The sequence below is a fragment of the Pseudomonas sp. AN-B15 genome (assembly GCF_019056475.1).
GTDB classification, from domain to species: domain Bacteria; phylum Pseudomonadota; class Gammaproteobacteria; order Pseudomonadales; family Pseudomonadaceae; genus Aquipseudomonas; species Aquipseudomonas parakoreensis.
This window is the reverse complement of the sequence record NZ_CP049737.1, coordinates 5,509,361-5,526,258: the sequence shown is the minus strand read 5'-3', so window position 1 is coordinate 5,526,258 and position 16,898 is coordinate 5,509,361. Positions and strand designations below refer to the sequence as shown.

Below are 16,898 nucleotides of genomic sequence, written 5' to 3'. Positions count from 1 at the left end.
CTTAACGAAGCGGAACGCGTGGCGTAGCTGATGAAGAGTCAGTCTAGGCAAGTATCGGGCAGTAAACCAGAGTGGCGTCCTGCCCGATAGCGTTCATCGCCGGTCAGTCGGCGGCAGGCGCGGCAGAAACCTGCTCGGCGAGCTTGTCGGCCAGGCGCACGAACGCGGCCAGGTCCAGTTGTTCGGGGCGCAGGCTGCCATCGACGCCGGCGGCTTCGATCTCGGCGGCGGTCATCAATTGCTTGAGGGTGTTGCGCAGGGTCTTGCGACGCTGGTTGAAGGCTTCGCGAACGACGCGCTCCAGCAGGCGATGATCCTTGGCCGGGTGCGGCAGCACCGCGTGCGGCACCAGACGGACGATGGCCGAGTCGACCTTCGGCGGCGGGTTGAACGCGCCCGGGCCGACGTTGAACAGGTGTTCCACGCGGCAGTGGTACTGAACCATGATCGACAGACGCCCCCAGTCGCCGCCGCCCGGGCCGGCCGCCAGACGCTCGACCACTTCTTTCTGCAGCATGAAGTGCATGTCGCGAATGATGCCGGCGTTGTTCAGCAGATGGAAAATCAGCGGCGTGGAAATGTTGTAAGGCAGGTTGCCCACCACACGCAGGCTGTTCGGCGCGGCGTTGAGGGTGTTGAAGTCGAACTTCAGCGCATCGCCCTGATGCAGGTTGAAGTTGCTCTTGCCGGCGAACTGCTGATTGAGGATCGGGATCAGGTCCTTGTCCAGTTCCACCACGTCGAGTTGCGCGCCGGAATTGAGGATGCCGGCGGTCAGTGCGCCCTGGCCCGGGCCGATTTCCAGCATGCGGTCGTCAGGCTTGGCGCTGATGGAGCGCAGGATGCGGTCGATGACGCCGGCATCGTGCAGGAAGTTCTGGCCAAAGCGTTTGCGCGCCTTGTGTTGGTATTGCTCGGTCATAAACGGGTCTCGGCCATCTGGTAGGCGGTTTCCAAGGCGACCTGCAGGCTGCCGGTGTCGATCTTGCCGCTGCCAGCCAGATCCAGGGCAGTGCCGTGGTCGACCGACGTGCGGATGATCGGCAGGCCGAGGGTCACGTTGACCGCCGCGCCGAAGCCTTTGTACTTCAGCACGGGCAGGCCCTGGTCGTGGTACATCGCCAGCACTGCGTCGCAGTGCTCCAGATATTTGGGGGTAAACAGAGTGTCGGCAGGCAGCGGGCCACGGAGGTCCATGCCCTCGCCGCGCAGGCGCTCCAATGTCGGTTCGATGATGTCGATTTCTTCATGGCCCAGGTGTCCGCCTTCGCCGGCGTGCGGGTTGAGTCCGCAGACCAGAATGCGTGGCCGGGCGATGCCGAATTTGTCTTGCAGGTCGGCGTGCAGAATTCGCGTGACCCGCTCCAGCCGCTCCGGGGTGATTGCATCGGCAATCTCGCGCAGGGGCAGGTGAGTGGTCACCAGTGCCACGCGCAAGCCGCGAGTAGCGAGCATCATCACCACTTGGGCGGTGTGGGTCAGGTCGGCGAGGAACTCCGTGTGTCCGGAGAACGGGATACCGGATTCGTTGATCACGCCCTTGTGTACCGGTGCGGTGATCATCCCGGCGAAGTCGCCGTTCAGGCAGCCGTTGCCGGCACGGGTCAGGGTGTCGAGGACGAAGGCGGCGTTAGCCTTGTTCAGTTGACCAGCGACCACGGGAGTGCTGAGTGGAGTGTCCCAGACATACAGGCTACCAGCGGGAGCTGGAACAGCCGGCCAGTTGTCAGGCGCAACCTCAAGCAAATTGACGGCCAGCCCCAACTGCGCGGCCCGCTCGGTGAGCAGGTCGCGGCTGGTGATGGCAATCAGGGGATGTGGCTGGGCTTGCGAGGCGAGCAGCAGGCACAGATCGGGACCGATGCCGGCTGGTTCGCCGGGTGTCAGCGCGAAACGCTTGGGTTTCACTGCGCTGCCTGGTCTGCACCAGGGAGTTTGATTTCTACGTAGGCTTCTTCACGAATCTGACGCAGCCAGTTTTGCAGCTCTTCATCGTATTTTTTGTTACGCAGAACATTCATAGCCTGTTGCTCGCGTGCCGATTCGGTGCTGTCGGTGGCGCGGCGGCCAAGGACTTCCAGCACGTGCCAGCCGTACTGGGTCTGGAACGGCTTGGACAGCTGACCTTGTGGGGTCTTGGCCATCACTTCGCGGAATTCCGGTACCAGTGCGTTCGGGTCGATCCAGTTCAGGTCGCCGCCGTTGAGCGCCGAGCCCGGGTCTTCGGAGTAGTTCTTCGCCAGTTCAGCGAAGTCTTCACCGGCCAGGATGCGCTCGTACAGCGATTGCACCAGGGCTTTGGTCTTGGCTTCGTCGCGGATCGGGCTTGGCTTGACCAGGATGTGGCGCACATGCACCTCATCACGCATCTGGGTTTCGCCACCCCGTTTGGCCAGCAGCTTGAGGATGATGAAACCACTCGGCGTGCGCGCAGGCTGAGTGATGTCGCCCACCGCCATGCTGCTCAACTCGCGGTCGAACGGCGGTGGCAGTTGCGCGGCTTTACGCCAGCCCATGTCGCCGCCTTCCAGCGCGTTGTCGCTGCCGGATTTGGCCACGGCCAGTTGACCGAAGTCAGCGCCTTGCTTGAGTTGCTGGTAAACATCCATCGCCTGACGGTAAGCGCTCTGAATCGCATCAGAGTTGGCGCTTTCCGGTGTAGGAATCAGGATGTTGGCCAGGTGCAGTTCTTCGGACAGTTGCATCTTGCCCAGGTCGGAAGCGAGGAAGTTCTTCACTTCCTGCTCGGAGACCTGAATGCGTTCTGCCACGCGGCGCTGACGCACACGGCTGATGATCATCTCGCGCTTGATCTGGTCACGGGCGTCGTCATAGGACAAACCGTCGTGAGCCAGGGCGGCGCGGAATTGATCCACGGTCATGTTGTTGCGCTGGGCGATGGTGCCGACTGCCTGGTTCAGCTCTTCGTCGGTAATGCGGATCCCGGAACGTTCGCCGATCTGCAGTTGCAGGTTTTCGACGATCAGGCGCTCGAGCACCTGCTGATCCAGCACGCCCGGCGGCGGCATGCCGCCGCCGCGCTTGGCGATGGTCTGCTGAACTTCATGGACACGCTGGTCCAGCTGGCTCTGCATGACCACGTCGTTATCAACGATCGCAACCACTTTATCGATGGACTGTACTGCGGCGTTGGCCGCAGTACCCAGGAACAGCGCGCCCAGCAACAGCGGGCGCAGAGAATCAGAAAGCTTGGTCTTCACGTTGACGATAACCTTGGATGCCTTTGTCGAGGAAGCTCTCTACCTTGGCGCCAGTCAGGCCGCCGAGTCCCTTCAGAACAATTTGGAGGAAGACGCCGTGGTCGCCTTTTTCGTTTTGTGGAGCTTCCTGACTGAATTCGTCGTAGGAAACCCAGTAACGGTTGATCAGGCGCAGTTTCCAGCAGCAGTTGTCGTACTCGAAACCACCAAAGGCTTCCAGCGTACGGTTGCGGTTGTAGTCGTACTGCCAGCGGCTGATCGCGCTCCACTGCGGAACGATCGGCCAGATGACCGAGAAGTCATGCTGCTGGATCTTGTAGTAGTCCTTCACGTAGCCAGGCTGACCCGGGGTGCCGTAGTCGCCACCACCCACCGACCATTTGCCGGTGGTCTGGTCGTAACGAACCTGGTCGTTGCGATAGCGATAACCGACGTTGACCACCTTGTTCGGGTTGTCTTCAGGCTGGTAATGGAACATCGCGCTGCCGGAACGCGGGCTGCGGCTGTCCGGGTCCCAGTTGTAGTCGGCCGTGGTGCGCCAATCGCGGTTCCAGCGGTATTCGTATTCCAGCGCGTATGGCGACACGTCGGACTGGGCATCCTTGCGATCCTTGAACGCGATGCCTGGCAGTTGTACTTCACGATCCTTGAAGTAGTACGCCTGACCGACGCTGATACGTTGACGCTCGAAACCGTCGTCTTCGATCCAGCGGCTGGTCACACCCAGCGACAGCTTGTTCTCGTCGCCGACACGGTCGGAGCCAGAGAAGCGGTTGTCACGGAACAGTGACGCGTAGTTGAAGGTGTATTCACTGGTGTCGAATACCGGAATGTCTTCCTGATCAACCTTGGGTACATACAGGTAGAACAGGCGCGGTTCCAGAGTCTGGCGATAGTTCTTGCCGAAGTACGACGTGTTGCGGTCGAAGTACAGGCCGCTGTCGACGCTGGCGATCGGTACGCCACGACTCTGATTGCTGTCGAAGGTGCCGTTGAGTTTGTTCTGCTCAGCGGTTTGTGCAGCAATCTGGGACTTGCCGGTACCGTCCAGATCCAGCTGATACTGGGTGTACTGGTACTTGAGCGATGGCTTCAGGAAACCATAGGTCCAGTTCATCGGCAGGCTGACGCCCGGCTTCAGATTCAGACGGTCGCCGTTGGCGCGCGCCAGACCCTGTACGTTGGTATCGAGGCGTGGCGAGACGTTGCCGTCCTCGTCCGTGAAGTTTCCTTTTTCCAGATCACGATCAAACCGAACGATCTCGGTCTCGTAATCGAAATTCAGACCTTCCGGGTGATACGGCAGTTGACCATTAAAGGTGATCTGCGGCAGACGGCCGTACGGCGTGATGTTCGAAACAGTAGCCAATTGGTACTGCTGAGCATTCAGGCGTGCGGTATAGCTGTCACCGCGGTAGGTCACCGAACCCTGCTGATTCACATAGTCAGCGCTCTTCACACCGATCTGATCGGTGGTCAGGTCCTGGAAGTAGTACGGATCGCTGATCTTGGTGTAGTCAACCTGAGTCATCACACGGGAGTCGAGTCCGCCCTTGTGCTGCCAGTTGTACATGTAGCGATTTTTTTCGTAATCGGTCTGCTTGCTGCGATCGGTATCTTCGTCGTTCAGATACGCCGCACCGAACTGGCCTTCGCTGGACTTGGTCAGGTAACGGAACTCGCCTTCGACCAGCATGCCGCGCTTGCTCATGTAACGCGGGTACAACGTGGCATCGTAGTTCGGCGCCAGGTTGAAGTAGTACGGGGTGACCAGCATGAAGCCGGTATCGCTGCCGGTACCGATGGTCGGCGGCAGGAAACCCGATTGGCGACGATCGTCGATCGGGAAGTAGATGTACGGCGTGTACAGGATCGGAATGTCTTTGACCCGCAGTGTCACGTTGGTCGCAGTACCAAAGCCGGTGGCCGGGTTCAGGGTGATGTTGTTGCCCTTGAGCTGCCACGCGTTGCTGTTCGGTTCGCACGTGGTGTACGTGCCGTCCTTCAAGCGGATGATCGCGTTCTCGGCACGCTTGGCGTACAGCGCGTTACCGCGGATGCGCGATTTGTGCATTACGTATTCGGCGTTGTCGACCTTGGCTTCACCGGTGTCGAGCTGCACATCGGCGTGGTCGCCGACAATCAGTGCACCGTTGTCGCGTATGCGCACGTCGCCATTGAGTTCGGCGCGGCTTTCGGCCTGATAGAGGCTGGCCTCGTCGGACTCGACCTGCATGCTGCCCTGACGCAGGACCACGTCGCCGGCCAGCGTACCCACCTGATCTTCGGTGTTGTAGCGCGAGGCCTTGGCGCCGATAAAGGTCGGTGCGTCACTTTTATTCGTCTTGTCATTCATGCCAGGACGAATCGGTTCGATATAGGAACCAGAGCAGTAAGGACCGGTCTCGGCCAATTGGGCGGCGGTGAGCTTCTCGCGCGGAACCCAGTCGAGGTGACTGTAGTCTTCGCTACGGGATTTCAGGCCGCGGCCCTTGGCTTCGGTGACCAGCACAGGCTTGGCGCCGGTGTCGGCAGTGGAACCGTTCTGGGCCGGGGCTTCGCCGGCGGCGCTGACAGCGCTGACAGCGCTGCCGTCATGCACCGGACGCGGCGGCAATGCAGCTGCCGGCGTCTTGGGCGCACAGGCCCAGCCACCCGTTGCCGAGACGGCGCAGTCATACTGCTCGGCGGCAACAACGAATTGACTGGCCAGAGGTTGCATAGCCAGCAGACTGCCGGTTACCAACAACGGAAATTTTTTACGAAACGCGGGGGATTTCAATGCCATCTTATTAGTCCGGGCTTCCTGCGTGCCATCTGCCCGCGGTGTGGGCCGCACGCCTCTCGATGGTCTGAAAAAGATGCTGGATAATAAAGCATGACCCGCTTGACGGCTAGCGCCGTCGGAGACCCTTGCAATGCCTGACCAAGATGTACGCTTGCAACACCTGAAAGTTTGGCTCGATGAGCAGTTGGCAATCCTGTTTGCAGATCAAGGCTGGGGCACCGTGCCCCCGGCCACGTTGACCGCGGCCAGCAGCGACGCGAGTTTCCGCCGGTATTTCCGTTGGGAAGGCGCGGGTCGCAGTTTCGTCGTGATGGACGCGCCACCGCCCCAGGAAAACTGCAAACCGTTCGTGGATATCGCCTTTTTGCTGGCGAAATCCGGAATTAACGTGCCGAAAATTTATGCAGAAGACCTCGAACGCGGTTTTCTTTTGCTCAATGACCTGGGCAACAAGACCTATCTCGACGTGATCGACGGCGAAAATGCCGATGCTTTGTTCAGCGATGCCCTGCAGGCGCTGTTGGCTTTTCAGCAATTACCGATGGTCGCACCGCTGCCGAGCTACGACGTCGCGCTGCTGCGCCGTGAGCTGGAATTGTTCCCCGAGTGGTACGTGAAACGCGAACTCGGCATCGAGTTCGACGCAGCACAGCAGCAACAATGGCAGTCCGTCAGCGAACTGCTGATCGACAGCGCACTGGCCCAGCCGAAAGTTCTGGTGCACCGCGACTACATGCCGCGCAATCTGATGCTCAGCGAGCCGAATCCCGGCGTGCTGGACTTTCAGGATGCGGTCTACGGCCCGGTCACCTACGACGTCACCTGCCTGTTCAAGGACGCCTTCCTCAGTTGGCCTGAAGAGCGCGTGCGCGGCTGGCTGGAAAGTTATTGGCAGCAAGCCTCGGCGCTGGACATTCCGGTGCAGGCCGACTTCGAAGACTTCCTGCGTGCCAGCGACCTGATGGGCGTACAGCGGCACCTGAAAGTCATCGGTATCTTCGCCCGCATCTGCCATCGCGATGGCAAACCGCGCTACCTGGCCGATGTGCCGCGTTTCTTCGCCTATATAGAAGCGGTGATTGCGCGTCGTCCTGAACTGGCGGATCTGCAGGCATTGCTCGCCAGTCTGCGTGGTGGAGCGATCGCATGAAGGCGATGATACTGGCAGCAGGCAAGGGCGAGCGCATGCGCCCCCTGACCCTGACCACCCCGAAACCGCTGGTGCGTGCCGGTGGCGTGCCGTTGATCGAATACCACCTGCGGGCGCTGGCGGCGGCCGGTTTCAGTGAAATCGTGATCAACCATGCCTGGCTCGGTCAGCAGATCGAGGATTACCTGGGCGACGGTTCGCAGTTTGGCGTGAGCATCCAGTACTCGCCGGAAGGCGAGCCGCTGGAAACCGGCGGCGGGATTTTCCGTGCTTTGCCATTGCTCGGTGACGACGCCTTTTTGGTGGTCAACGGCGATATCTGGACCGACTACGACTTCAGCGTACTGCACCAACCGATCAACGGTCTGGCGCATCTGGTGCTGGCGGACAACCCGGCCCACCACCCGCAAGGCGATTTCACCTTGACCGACGGTCAGGTGATCGATGGCCAACCGGACGCGGCAACTCTGACCTACAGCGGCATCGCCGTCCTGCATCCGCAGTTGTTCGATGGTTGCGCGGACGGCGCATTCAAGCTTGCACCGTTGCTGCGCATAGCCATGGCAAACGGGCAGGTCAGCGGTGAACGTCTGAAAGGCCATTGGGTGGATGTCGGCACGCATGAGCGTCTGGCCGAAGCTGAAGCATTGATAGAAGCGAGTCGTTGATATGTTGTGGCCAGGGACTCTGATTGGAGCCGGAGCGGGTTTTGCGATCGCCAGCATTCCGGGGGCCATGCTTGGGGCATTGTTGGGGCAGGCGCTGGATCGGCGCCTGCACTTGCAAAGCTGGGGGCATCTGCGGGAAAAGCTCGGCGGGCGACCGATGTTGCGCAACGACGAACTGTTGTTCGTGCTGCTCGGGCGTCTGGCCAAGAGTGACGGGCGGGTGACGGACGGCCATATCCAGCAGGCGCGCAACGAAATGAACGCGTTGGAAATGAGCGAGCCGGCGCGGCGGCGGGCGATTGCGGCGTTCAATCGTGGCAAGTCCGGCGGTGACCGCCTGCGCGGTTATCTGCGGCGCCTGAGTGCTCAGCCGCATGCCGCCGAAGGCGTGTTGCGTGCCTGCTGGCGGATGGTCTGGGCCGACGGTCGTGCGGGTGTCAGTGAGCGCGAATTATTGGCGCAGTGGGGCAAGTGGCTGGGCTGGACGACGCACCAGATCCAGGCGCTGGCCAATGATTACGAGCCGAATAAACGGCCGATTGTCAGTGCGGCGGTGAGTTATCAGGAAGCGATGCGCCTGCTCGGCGTGTCGGCGACCAGCGAGCCGGCACAGATCAAGCGCGCCTATCGACGGCTGCTCAGTCGTCATCACCCGGACAAGATCGCCGGCAGCGGTGCGACGCCTGAGCAGGTGCGCGAGGCGACCGAGAAAACCCGTGAGTTGCACAACGCGTTTACCCTGATTCGGGCGCGGCGGGATTTTCGCTGATCGTTGCCGTTAAATATGGGTTGGCTGAAATGGCCTCATCGCGAGCAGGCTCGCTCCCACAGTTGAATGCATTCCGTCTGTAGGAATGCGATCAGTGTGGGAGCGAGCCTGCTCGCGAATGGGGCGACTCGGTCTTCGAGTCAGTCAGTCTTCTGCGGATTCAACCAGCCACGCACCCGCCGAAACAACTGTTCCTGCTCAGCCTTTTTATCCGGCAACGCCTTGAGCGCCACCTGGCTGAACGCCGAAGTCTTCAGGCGCTTGCTGGCCTGCATGCGCTCCAGCGCCGCGTTACGATCCAGCGCCTTGTCCATGTAGAAAATGTCAGCCGTCGGCAACTTCAGGGTCGGCGTCAGCTCGGCCAGTTGCGGCTTGGCTTTACTTGGCGTTTGCGCATCGACCATCACTAGCTTCTCGACCTGCGAACTCTGCCGCTCGCTGAGGAAACGCGCCGCCCAGTACGCGCCCGTACCGTGACCGAGGATCACGACCCGGCGTGCGCTTTGTTGCTCGGCGTAGGCAATGGCCGCGTCGATCCGCGCAAAGATTCGCTCGGCATCCGCCTTGGATTGTTCTTCAGTCGTTTCGGCCACGACCTGATCCGCCACGTCCGCTTCGCCGCCCGCCGCCTGTTCGATTGGTTGCGCGGTGGTGGAATCCTTGCTGCCACTTTCCGCGGCTTTTGGCGCGGCGGCGGGCGCAATCACGCGTGGAGCGATGACATCGCTTTGCAGATCCGGCAGGGTGATACTCAGGCTGCTCCACTCGACGTCGGGCAATTTGTTGCGCAGCGGGGCGATCACTTGCGGCCAGTCAGCGGTTTCGCCGGCGCCCGGCACAATAATGACCGCACCTTTGGGTTCGGCAGTGTTGGCCGGTTTCCACAGGGCGAGGAAAGTGTCGGCGCCGGCCTGCAGTTGCTGCTGCTCTTGCGCCGGGACTTTACGTTCGAGTGCTGCGGCTTCTTCCTGACTACGCTCAAGCAGTGGCTGGCGTTCGGCGGGTTTTTCGGCGGCCGGTTGCTCGGCGGTGGAGGCGGGCGCCGGATCGGCGGCTTCGACGGAAAACGCACAAGGCAGGATCAGCGACAGGCACAATGCTGGCATTGCCAGGCGATAGACAGAGGGCATCGGTTATTCCAGGCCAGAAAAGTATCCCGGCAGCCTAATGGGTTGGTCAGAATTTGTCAGTGCAAGAGACTTCAATGATGCGTTTTTGCTGCCTGTGGGTTATCGGCTGGTTGTGTTTTCCCTTGATGGGCTGGGCGGCGTCTGCGCCGGCGGCGCATGCAGCGCTGTTGACGCCCGCCGAGCAGCAATGGCTGGCGCAGCACCGTGAGTTGCGTGTGGGCCTGGTGCTGCAGGCGCCGTACGCGCAATACGACCGACGTCTGCAGCGCTTGTCCGGGGCCAATGTCGAATTGATGAAATCACTGGCCAAGACCTTGAACGTCGAGCTGAGCTGGCGCAATTTTCAGGATCTGGCGCAACTGGAGGAGGCCGCCCGCGAAGGCGAAATCGACATCGCCCCGGGCCTGACCCAGACCCCGGGTGCACTGCGCCTGTGGCAGTTTTCCGATCCCTACATGCGGGTGCCGCAGCTGGTGGTCAGCGACCAGAAGAGCGGCGGCGTGGTCGAGCTGGAAAAACTCGACAGCCTGTCGCGCGTCGCCGTGCGCATGCCCAGCGTGACGGCAGACTATTTGCGCAGCACCTATCCCCATCTGAATCTGCAAGGCGTGCCGCTGGAGCGCCAGGCGCTGCAACTGCTGTTGACCCAGCAGGCGTCCTACGCCGTGGTAGATGAAGCGCAACTCGGACGGTTGTCTGCCGAACCTGAGTTCGCCGGGTTGGTGGTGGTCGGCGATATCGGCTTGCCGCAGCTGTTGCGCATTGCCACACGGCGCGACTGGCCGGCGTTGGCCGGCATTGTTGAAACTGCTCTGCGGGCGATTCCCGCGAAGGATCTGGAACGCCTGCACACGCAATGGCTGCAACCCAAATACCCGCGTCTGTCGGAGTCGCCGGGGTTCTGGCAGAACCTCAGTTTGCTGTTTGCGGTGTTGTTGCTCAGTTGTGTGGCCATTGTGGTCTGGCAACGACGCCAGCAACACAGCCTCGAACACCGTCTGTTGACCGCCCGGGAAGACATCGCCCTGCGCACGGCCAGCGAAGAAGCCTTGCGCCTGACCCAGTTTTCCATCGATCAAAGTACTGTCGGCATTCTTTGGGTCAACTGGGACAGCCATGTGCGTTACGCCAACCGCGCGGCGGAAAGCATGCTCGGTTATCCACAGGGCGCGTTGATCGAACGGCCGCTGATCGATTTCGAACCCGGTCTGCACATGGACCGCTGGCTCAACCTGTGGAAACGCGCGCGGGCCAGTGAAGAGGGACCGCTGAGCTTTGAAACCAGCTGCGTGCGCGCTGATGGCAGCGTCCTGCCGGCGGACGTTTCGCTGAGTTTTCTGCGCTTTCGCGACAGCGAGTATCTGGTGGTTTATCTCACCGACGTCACCGAGCGTCGCCGCGCGCTGGCCGCGTTACAGGAAAGTGAAGCGCGCCTGCAAGGCATCGCCGCCAACGTACCGGGGCTGGTGTTTCGCCTGGAGCGGGCGCCAGTGACCGGGCAGATCGATTTCGCCTACATCAGCGAGGGCAGCGAGACTCTGGTCGGCTACGCGCCGGCCGCCATTGCGCACCGCGACATGGGCTTGCGCAGCCTGGTGCACCCGGACGACAAGGCCAGTTACCACCAGACCCAGGACCAGGCACTGGACACCGACAGTGACTGGTCGTGGCAGGGCCGCATCCTCACCCGTCAGGGCGAACAACGCTGGGCCGAGATCAAGGCAATCACCCGCCAGCTGGAGGATGGTGCCTATGTCTGGGACGGCATCGTCTGGGACATCAGCGAAAGCAAGCGCATCGAACTGGAACTGGCGGCGTCCCGCGAGCAACTGCGCGAGCTGTCGGCGCACCTGGAAAGCGTGCGCGAAGAAGAGAAGGCGCGCATTGCCCGCGAAGTGCACGATGAGCTGGGGCAGATGCTCACGGTGCTGAAACTGGAAACCTCGATGTGCGAGCTGGCCTACGCGCAACTCGATCCGGGCCTGCACGAACGGTTGAACAGCATGAAACGCCTGATCGCCCAGTTGTTCCAGCTGGTGCGCGATGTGGCGACGGCGCTGCGCCCGCCGATCCTCGATGCCGGGATCGCTTCGGCGATTGAGTGGCAGGCGCGGCGATTCGAGGCGCGCACGCAGATTCCATGTCTGGTGCAGGTGCCGGACAATCTGCCGGTGCTCAGCGACGCCAAGGCGATCGGGCTGTTCCGCATCCTGCAGGAGGCGCTGACCAATGTGATGCGCCACGCCCAAGCGCATACTGTGGAGCTGACGCTGGCGCTGAAAGGCGACGAGTTGTGTCTGACGGTCAGCGACGATGGCGCAGGCTTTGTCGCGACGGCGCAGCGGCCGACATCCTTTGGCCTGGTCGGAATGCGCGAGCGGGTGTTGATCATGGGCGGGCGGCTGGTGCTTGAGAGTGAGCCGGGTGAGGGCACCAGTCTGAAGGTGTGGGTGCCGGTGAGTGAGGTTTGAAGGTTTGTGGTGTTTGAGCTGACGCTATCGCGACCAGGCTCGCTCCCACAGGGTTTGGTGTGTACCTGAAATCTGGAGAAAAAATTTGATCCGTGTACTGGTAGCCGAAGACCACACCATCGTCCGGGAAGGCATCAAGCAATTGATCGGCCTGGCCAAGGACCTGCAAGTGGTGGGGGAGGCGAGCAATGGCGAGCAGTTGCTCGAAACCCTGCGCAGTGTGCCGTGCGAGGTGGTGCTGCTGGACATCTCGATGCCTGGCGTCAACGGTCTGGAGGCGATCCCGCGGATTCGCGCGTTGAACAATCCACCGGCGATTCTGGTGCTTTCGATGCACGATGAAGCGCAAATGGCCGCTCGCGCGCTAAAGGTCGGCGCTGCTGGTTATGCGACCAAAGACAGTGATCCCGCGTTGCTGCTGACGGCGATTCGCAAGGTCGCGGCGGGTGGGCGCTACATTGACCCGGAGCTGGCCGACCGGATGGTCTTCGAGGTCGGCCTGACCGACACGCGACCGTTGCATTCGTTGCTGTCCGAGCGCGAATTCTCAGTGTTCGAACGCCTGGCCCAAGGCGCCAACGTCAACGACATCGCCCAGCAACTGGCGCTGAGCAGCAAGACCATCAGCACGCACAAGGCGCGGCTGATGCAGAAGCTCAACATCACCTCGCTGGCCGAACTGGTCAAATACGCGATGGAGCACAAACTCCTCTAAGCACATTGATCCCGTGTGTAGGAGCTGCCGAAGGCTGCGATCTTTTGATCTTGTTTTCATAAGATCAAGATCAAAAGATCGCAGCCTTCGGCAGCTCCTACAGTTAGAACCGTGTGGGCATATCCATCAGCGACAACCGCTTTTGCTTGTTCTTGCGGCTCGCAGCTTGGCGCTCGTCGCTCGCTTGCCAAAACGCGCCATCCTTGTAGGGCAATCCCTACCCCCAACCTTCCATCCCGCTGAGGCGATTCTCTCCTGCGCCCCGATTTGCGTGGCTGGCGCCAGCCACTAGGCTTAATCCACAGCAGTTACCAATAACAAAGGTGTGGGTATGAGCCAGGTCGATTCAAACGCAGGGGCCAGTGACGTGCTGGTCAGCTTTCGTGGAGTGCAGAAGAGCTACGACGGCGAGAACCTGATTGTCAAAGACCTCAACCTGGACATTCGCAAAGGCGAGTTCCTGACCCTGCTCGGGCCGTCCGGCTCGGGCAAGACCACCAGCCTGATGATGCTCGCCGGGTTCGAAACGCCGACCGCCGGCGAAATCCTCCTCGCCGGCCGTGCAATCAACAACGTGCCGCCGCACAAGCGCGACATCGGCATGGTGTTCCAGAACTACGCGCTGTTCCCGCACATGACTGTGGCCGAGAACCTGGCCTTCCCGCTGACCGTGCGCGGCCTGAACAAGAGCGACGTCAGCGACAAGGTCAAGAAAGTCCTGAGCATGGTCCAGCTCGACGCGTTCGCCTCACGTTATCCGGCGCAACTCTCCGGCGGTCAGCAGCAGCGGGTGGCGCTTGCCCGGGCGCTGGTGTTCGAACCACAACTGGTGCTGATGGACGAACCGCTGGGCGCGCTCGACAAGCAACTGCGCGAACACATGCAGATGGAGATCAAGCACCTGCACCAGCGTCTCGGCGTGACCGTGGTCTACGTAACCCACGATCAGGGTGAAGCGCTGACCATGTCCGATCGCGTCGCCGTGTTTCATCAGGGCGAGATCCAGCAGATCGCGCCGCCGCGCACCCTCTACGAAGAACCGAAAAACACCTTCGTCGCCAACTTCATCGGCGAGAACAACCGCCTCAACGGCCGTCTGCTCAGCCAGAGCGGCGAGCGTTGCGTGGTCGAGTTGGGTCGGGGCGAGAAGGTCGAGGCGCTGGCGGTCAACGTCGGCCAGACCGGCGAGCCGGTGACGCTGTCGATCCGCCCGGAGCGCGTCAGCCTCAATGGCTCGAGCGACCAATGCGTCAACCGCTTCTCAGGGAGGGTGGCGGAATTCATCTATCTGGGCGACCACGTCCGGGTGCGCCTGGAAGTCTGCGGCAAGACCGACTTCTTCGTGAAACAGCCGATTGCCGAGCTCGATCCCGGGCTCGCGGTCGGCGACGTGGTACCGCTTGGCTGGCAGGTCGAGCACGTTCGTGCACTCGACCCACTTCTAGAGGCGCATTGATCGCCCCGGCAATACCAACACCAACCCTGCACGTGGAGAGAACAATAAATGTTGAGATCCCTGAAGTTCACCGCCCTGACCCTGGGCCTGATGGGTGCGGCCAGCGCGATGGCCGCCGGTCCCGATTTGACTGTGGTGTCGTTTGGCGGGGCGAACAAGGCGGCGCAAGTCAAAGCCTTCTACGCACCGTGGGAAGCCGCGGGCAACGGCAAGATCGTGGCCGGCGAGTACAACGGCGAAATGGCCAAGGTCAAAGCCATGGTCGACACCAAGAGTGTGTCGTGGGATCTGGTGGAAGTTGAATCGCCGGAGCTGTCCCGTGGTTGCGATGAAGACATGTTCGAACAACTCGACCCGGCGCTGTTCGGCAAAACCGAAGATTACGTCAAAGGTGCGATTCAGCCTTGCGGCGTGGGCTTCTTCGTCTGGTCGACCGTGCTCGCGTACAACGCTGACAAGCTGAAAACCGCGCCAACCAGCTGGGCCGATTTCTGGGACACCAAGAAATTCCCGGGCAAGCGTGGCCTGCGCAAAGGCGCCAAGTACACCCTGGAATTCGCGCTGATGGCCGACGGTGTAGCGCCGAAAGACGTCTACAAAGAACTGGCGAGCAAGGGTGGTCAGGATCGTGCATTCAAGAAACTGGATGAGCTCAAACCGAACATTCAGTGGTGGGAAGCCGGCGCCCAGCCACCGCAGTACCTCGCTTCCGGTGACGTGGTGATGAGCTCGGCCTACAACGGTCGCATCGCCGCCGTGCAGAAAGAATCCAACCTGAAAGTGGTGTGGAACGGCGGCATCTACGACTTCGACGCCTGGGCAATCCCGAAAGGTCTGGACAAGACCCGCGCCGATGCAGCGAAGAAATTCATCGCCTACTCGGTCCAGCCGCAACAGCAAAAGACCTACTCGGAAAACATCGCCTACGGCCCGGCCAACACTCAGGCAGTCCCACTGCTGAGCAAAGACGTGCTGAAAGACATGCCGACCACTCCGGAAAACATCGCCAACCAGGTGCAGATCGACGTCAGCTTCTGGGCTGACAACGGCGAGCAACTGGAGCAGCGCTTCAACTCCTGGGCTGCGAAGTAATCCTTCGCCCTGTAGGAGCTGCCGCAGGCTGCGATCTTTTGACTTTGCCTTTGAATATCAAGAGATCGCAGCCTCGTTGCACTCGACAGCTCCTACAGGAGTGAGGTGTTTCTTGTGTGTTGAGGTAATGCGGCATCGTTTTGTGGGGTGCCGCCCATCCAAAGATTTGCGGAGTACGTCATGGCCATCGCCGTTCCCCTGAACGAGGGCGCCAGCCCCACCTTGAAGCAGAAGCTCAAGCACGCCGAGCGGGTCAACCGCTGGAAGGCCCAGGCGTTGATTGCGCCGCTGGTGCTGTTTCTGTTGCTGGTGTTTCTGGTGCCGATCGTGGCGCTGCTCTATAAAAGCGTCGGCAACCCGGAAGTGGTTGGCGGCATGCCGCGCACCGTGGCGGCCATCGCCAGTTGGGATGGCCGTGGCCTGCCTGCTGAACCGGTGTACAAAGCGGCTGGCGAAGACCTCGCTGAAGCGCGCAAAAACCAGACGCTGGGCGATTTGTCCAAGCGCTTGAACATGGAGTTGGCCGGCTATCGCAGCCTGTTGACCAAAACCGCCCGGGCGCTGCCTTTCGCCAGCGAACCGGCCTCCTATAAAGAAGCCCTCGAAGCGCTCGACGAGCGCTGGGGCGATCCGGCCTATTGGCAAGCGGTCAAACGCAACACCAGCAGCATCACCCCGTATTACCTGCTGGCGGCGGTTGATCACCGTATCGACGATCTCGGCGAACTGGCCCCGGCCACCCCGGATCAGGCGATCTACCTCGACATCTTCGCCCGGACTTTCTGGATGGGCCTGGTCATCACCGTGATCTGCCTGTTCCTCGCTTATCCATTGGCTTACCTGCTGGCCAACCTGCCATCGCGGCAGAGCAACCTGCTGATGATTCTGGTGTTGCTGCCGTTCTGGACCTCGATTCTGGTGCGGGTTGCGGCGTGGATCGTGTTGCTGCAGTCGGGCGGGCTGATCAACAGCGCGCTGATGGCCATGGGCATCATCGATAAACCGCTGGAGCTGGTGTTCAACCGCACCGGGGTCTACATCTCGATGGTGCACATTCTGCTGCCGTTCATGATCCTGCCGATCTACAGCGTGATGAAAGGCATCTCGCCGACCTACATGCGCGCCGCCATATCGTTGGGCTGCCATCCGTTCGCCAGTTTCTGGCGGGTGTATTTCCCGCAGACCTACGCCGGTGTCGGCGCCGGTTGCCTGTTGGTGTTCATCCTCGCCATCGGCTACTACATCACCCCGGCGCTGCTCGGCAGTCCGAACGATCAGATGGTCAGCTACTTCGTCGCGTTCTACACCAACACCAGCATCAACTGGGGCATGGCCACTGCACTCGGCGGCTTGTTGCTGCTGGCGACCGTGGTGCTTTATCTGATCTACAGCTGGCTGGTAGGCGCCAGCCGCCTGCGCCTGAGCTAAGGGGAATTTG

Annotated in this window: 13 protein-coding genes; 8 read left to right on the top strand and 5 right to left on the bottom strand. The window is 61.2% G+C overall.

The window, feature by feature from the left end; translation table 11 throughout:
• Nucleotides 1-103: 103 nt before the first annotated feature.
• The 4 genes from rsmA to GTQ41_RS25080 are packed head-to-tail and all read right to left on the bottom strand — an operon-like array spanning nt 104 to nt 6,009.
• Nucleotides 104-922 carry a 16S rRNA (adenine(1518)-N(6)/adenine(1519)-N(6))-dimethyltransferase RsmA gene (rsmA, locus tag GTQ41_RS25095; protein WP_047296982.1) on the bottom strand — a complete coding sequence of 273 codons (819 nt, stop codon included), beginning with the start codon at nt 920-922 and terminating at the stop codon, nt 104-106.
• On the bottom strand, nt 919-1,908 hold the full coding sequence (gene pdxA / locus GTQ41_RS25090) for a 4-hydroxythreonine-4-phosphate dehydrogenase PdxA (RefSeq protein WP_047296980.1): 990 nt from the start codon (nt 1,906-1,908) through the stop codon (nt 919-921). Before pdxA ends, rsmA begins: the two co-directional genes overlap by 4 nt.
• Nucleotides 1,905-3,221, bottom strand: a complete 1,317-nt coding sequence (gene surA, locus GTQ41_RS25085; protein ID WP_047296977.1) for a peptidylprolyl isomerase SurA — start codon at nt 3,219-3,221, stop codon at nt 1,905-1,907. The genes pdxA and surA overlap by 4 nt, the downstream gene beginning before the upstream one ends.
• On the bottom strand, nt 3,202-6,009 hold the full coding sequence (locus GTQ41_RS25080) for an LPS-assembly protein LptD (RefSeq protein ID WP_047296975.1): 2,808 nt from the start codon (nt 6,007-6,009) through the stop codon (nt 3,202-3,204). Before GTQ41_RS25080 ends, surA begins: the two co-directional genes overlap by 20 nt.
• A gap of 130 nt (nt 6,010-6,139) precedes the next feature.
• Between GTQ41_RS25080 and GTQ41_RS25075 the strand changes: the two genes are divergently transcribed.
• The 3 genes from GTQ41_RS25075 to GTQ41_RS25065 are packed head-to-tail and all read left to right on the top strand — an operon-like array spanning nt 6,140 to nt 8,596.
• On the top strand, nt 6,140-7,159 hold the full coding sequence (locus GTQ41_RS25075; protein WP_047296972.1) for an aminoglycoside phosphotransferase family protein: 1,020 nt from the start codon (nt 6,140-6,142) through the stop codon (nt 7,157-7,159).
• Nucleotides 7,156-7,827 (top strand): N-acetylmuramate alpha-1-phosphate uridylyltransferase MurU, encoded by a 672-nt coding sequence (gene murU / locus GTQ41_RS25070; protein ID WP_047296970.1) that lies wholly within the window; start codon nt 7,156-7,158, stop codon nt 7,825-7,827. The genes GTQ41_RS25075 and murU overlap by 4 nt, the downstream gene beginning before the upstream one ends.
• Nucleotide 7,828: 1 nt before the next feature.
• Entirely contained in the window at nt 7,829-8,596 is a 768-nt protein-coding gene (locus tag GTQ41_RS25065) for a TerB family tellurite resistance protein (protein WP_041070087.1), read from the top strand.
• Nucleotides 8,597-8,736: 140 nt separating this feature from the next.
• Here the strand turns inward: GTQ41_RS25065 and GTQ41_RS25060 are convergent, their stop codons facing one another.
• Nucleotides 8,737-9,726, bottom strand: coding sequence for an alpha/beta hydrolase family protein (locus tag GTQ41_RS25060; protein ID WP_047296969.1), 990 nt, complete (start codon nt 9,724-9,726; stop codon nt 8,737-8,739).
• Between the two features lie 74 nt (nt 9,727-9,800).
• On the opposite strand from GTQ41_RS25060, the gene GTQ41_RS25055 reads away from it, so the two are divergent.
• The 5 genes from GTQ41_RS25055 (at nt 9,801) to GTQ41_RS25035 (ending at nt 16,888) form a co-directional block, all read left to right on the top strand.
• Nucleotides 9,801-12,197 carry a transporter substrate-binding domain-containing protein gene (locus GTQ41_RS25055; RefSeq protein ID WP_047296968.1) on the top strand — a complete coding sequence of 799 codons (2,397 nt, stop codon included), beginning with the start codon at nt 9,801-9,803 and terminating at the stop codon, nt 12,195-12,197.
• Nucleotides 12,198-12,282: 85 nt separating this feature from the next.
• On the top strand, nt 12,283-12,912 hold the full coding sequence (locus GTQ41_RS25050) for a response regulator transcription factor (RefSeq protein WP_003228820.1): 630 nt from the start codon (nt 12,283-12,285) through the stop codon (nt 12,910-12,912).
• A 331-nt stretch (nt 12,913-13,243) separates the two neighbouring features.
• Nucleotides 13,244-14,368: an ABC transporter ATP-binding protein gene (locus tag GTQ41_RS25045; protein WP_047296967.1), complete on the top strand. Its 1,125-nt coding sequence runs from the start codon at nt 13,244-13,246 to the stop codon at nt 14,366-14,368.
• 48 nt (nt 14,369-14,416) lie between these two features.
• Nucleotides 14,417-15,460, top strand: a complete 1,044-nt coding sequence (locus GTQ41_RS25040; RefSeq protein WP_041070096.1) for an ABC transporter substrate-binding protein — start codon at nt 14,417-14,419, stop codon at nt 15,458-15,460.
• A gap of 180 nt (nt 15,461-15,640) precedes the next feature.
• Nucleotides 15,641-16,888: an ABC transporter permease gene (locus GTQ41_RS25035; protein WP_047296966.1), complete on the top strand. Its 1,248-nt coding sequence runs from the start codon at nt 15,641-15,643 to the stop codon at nt 16,886-16,888.
• Nucleotides 16,889-16,898 lie beyond the last annotated feature (10 nt).

What these genes read in the sequence shown, in the direction of transcription:
- GTQ41_RS25055 (WP_047296968.1), top strand. Translation starts at nt 9,801, where the DNA reads ATGATGCGTTTTTGCTGCCTGTGGGTTATCGGCTGGTTGTGTTTTCCC.
- GTQ41_RS25040 (WP_041070096.1), top strand. Translation starts at nt 14,417, where the DNA reads ATGTTGAGATCCCTGAAGTTCACCGCCCTGACCCTGGGCCTGATGGGT.
- GTQ41_RS25045 (WP_047296967.1), top strand. Translation starts at nt 13,244, where the DNA reads ATGAGCCAGGTCGATTCAAACGCAGGGGCCAGTGACGTGCTGGTCAGC.
- GTQ41_RS25035 (WP_047296966.1), top strand. Translation starts at nt 15,641, where the DNA reads ATGGCCATCGCCGTTCCCCTGAACGAGGGCGCCAGCCCCACCTTGAAG.
- GTQ41_RS25080 (WP_047296975.1), bottom strand. Translation starts at nt 6,009, where the DNA reads ATGGCATTGAAATCCCCCGCGTTTCGTAAAAAATTTCCGTTGTTGGTA.
- murU (WP_047296970.1), top strand. Translation starts at nt 7,156, where the DNA reads ATGAAGGCGATGATACTGGCAGCAGGCAAGGGCGAGCGCATGCGCCCC.
- GTQ41_RS25075 (WP_047296972.1), top strand. Translation starts at nt 6,140, where the DNA reads ATGCCTGACCAAGATGTACGCTTGCAACACCTGAAAGTTTGGCTCGAT.
- GTQ41_RS25065 (WP_041070087.1), top strand. Translation starts at nt 7,829, where the DNA reads ATGTTGTGGCCAGGGACTCTGATTGGAGCCGGAGCGGGTTTTGCGATC.
- GTQ41_RS25060 (WP_047296969.1), bottom strand. Translation starts at nt 9,726, where the DNA reads ATGCCCTCTGTCTATCGCCTGGCAATGCCAGCATTGTGCCTGTCGCTG.
- rsmA (WP_047296982.1), bottom strand. Translation starts at nt 922, where the DNA reads ATGACCGAGCAATACCAACACAAGGCGCGCAAACGCTTTGGCCAGAAC.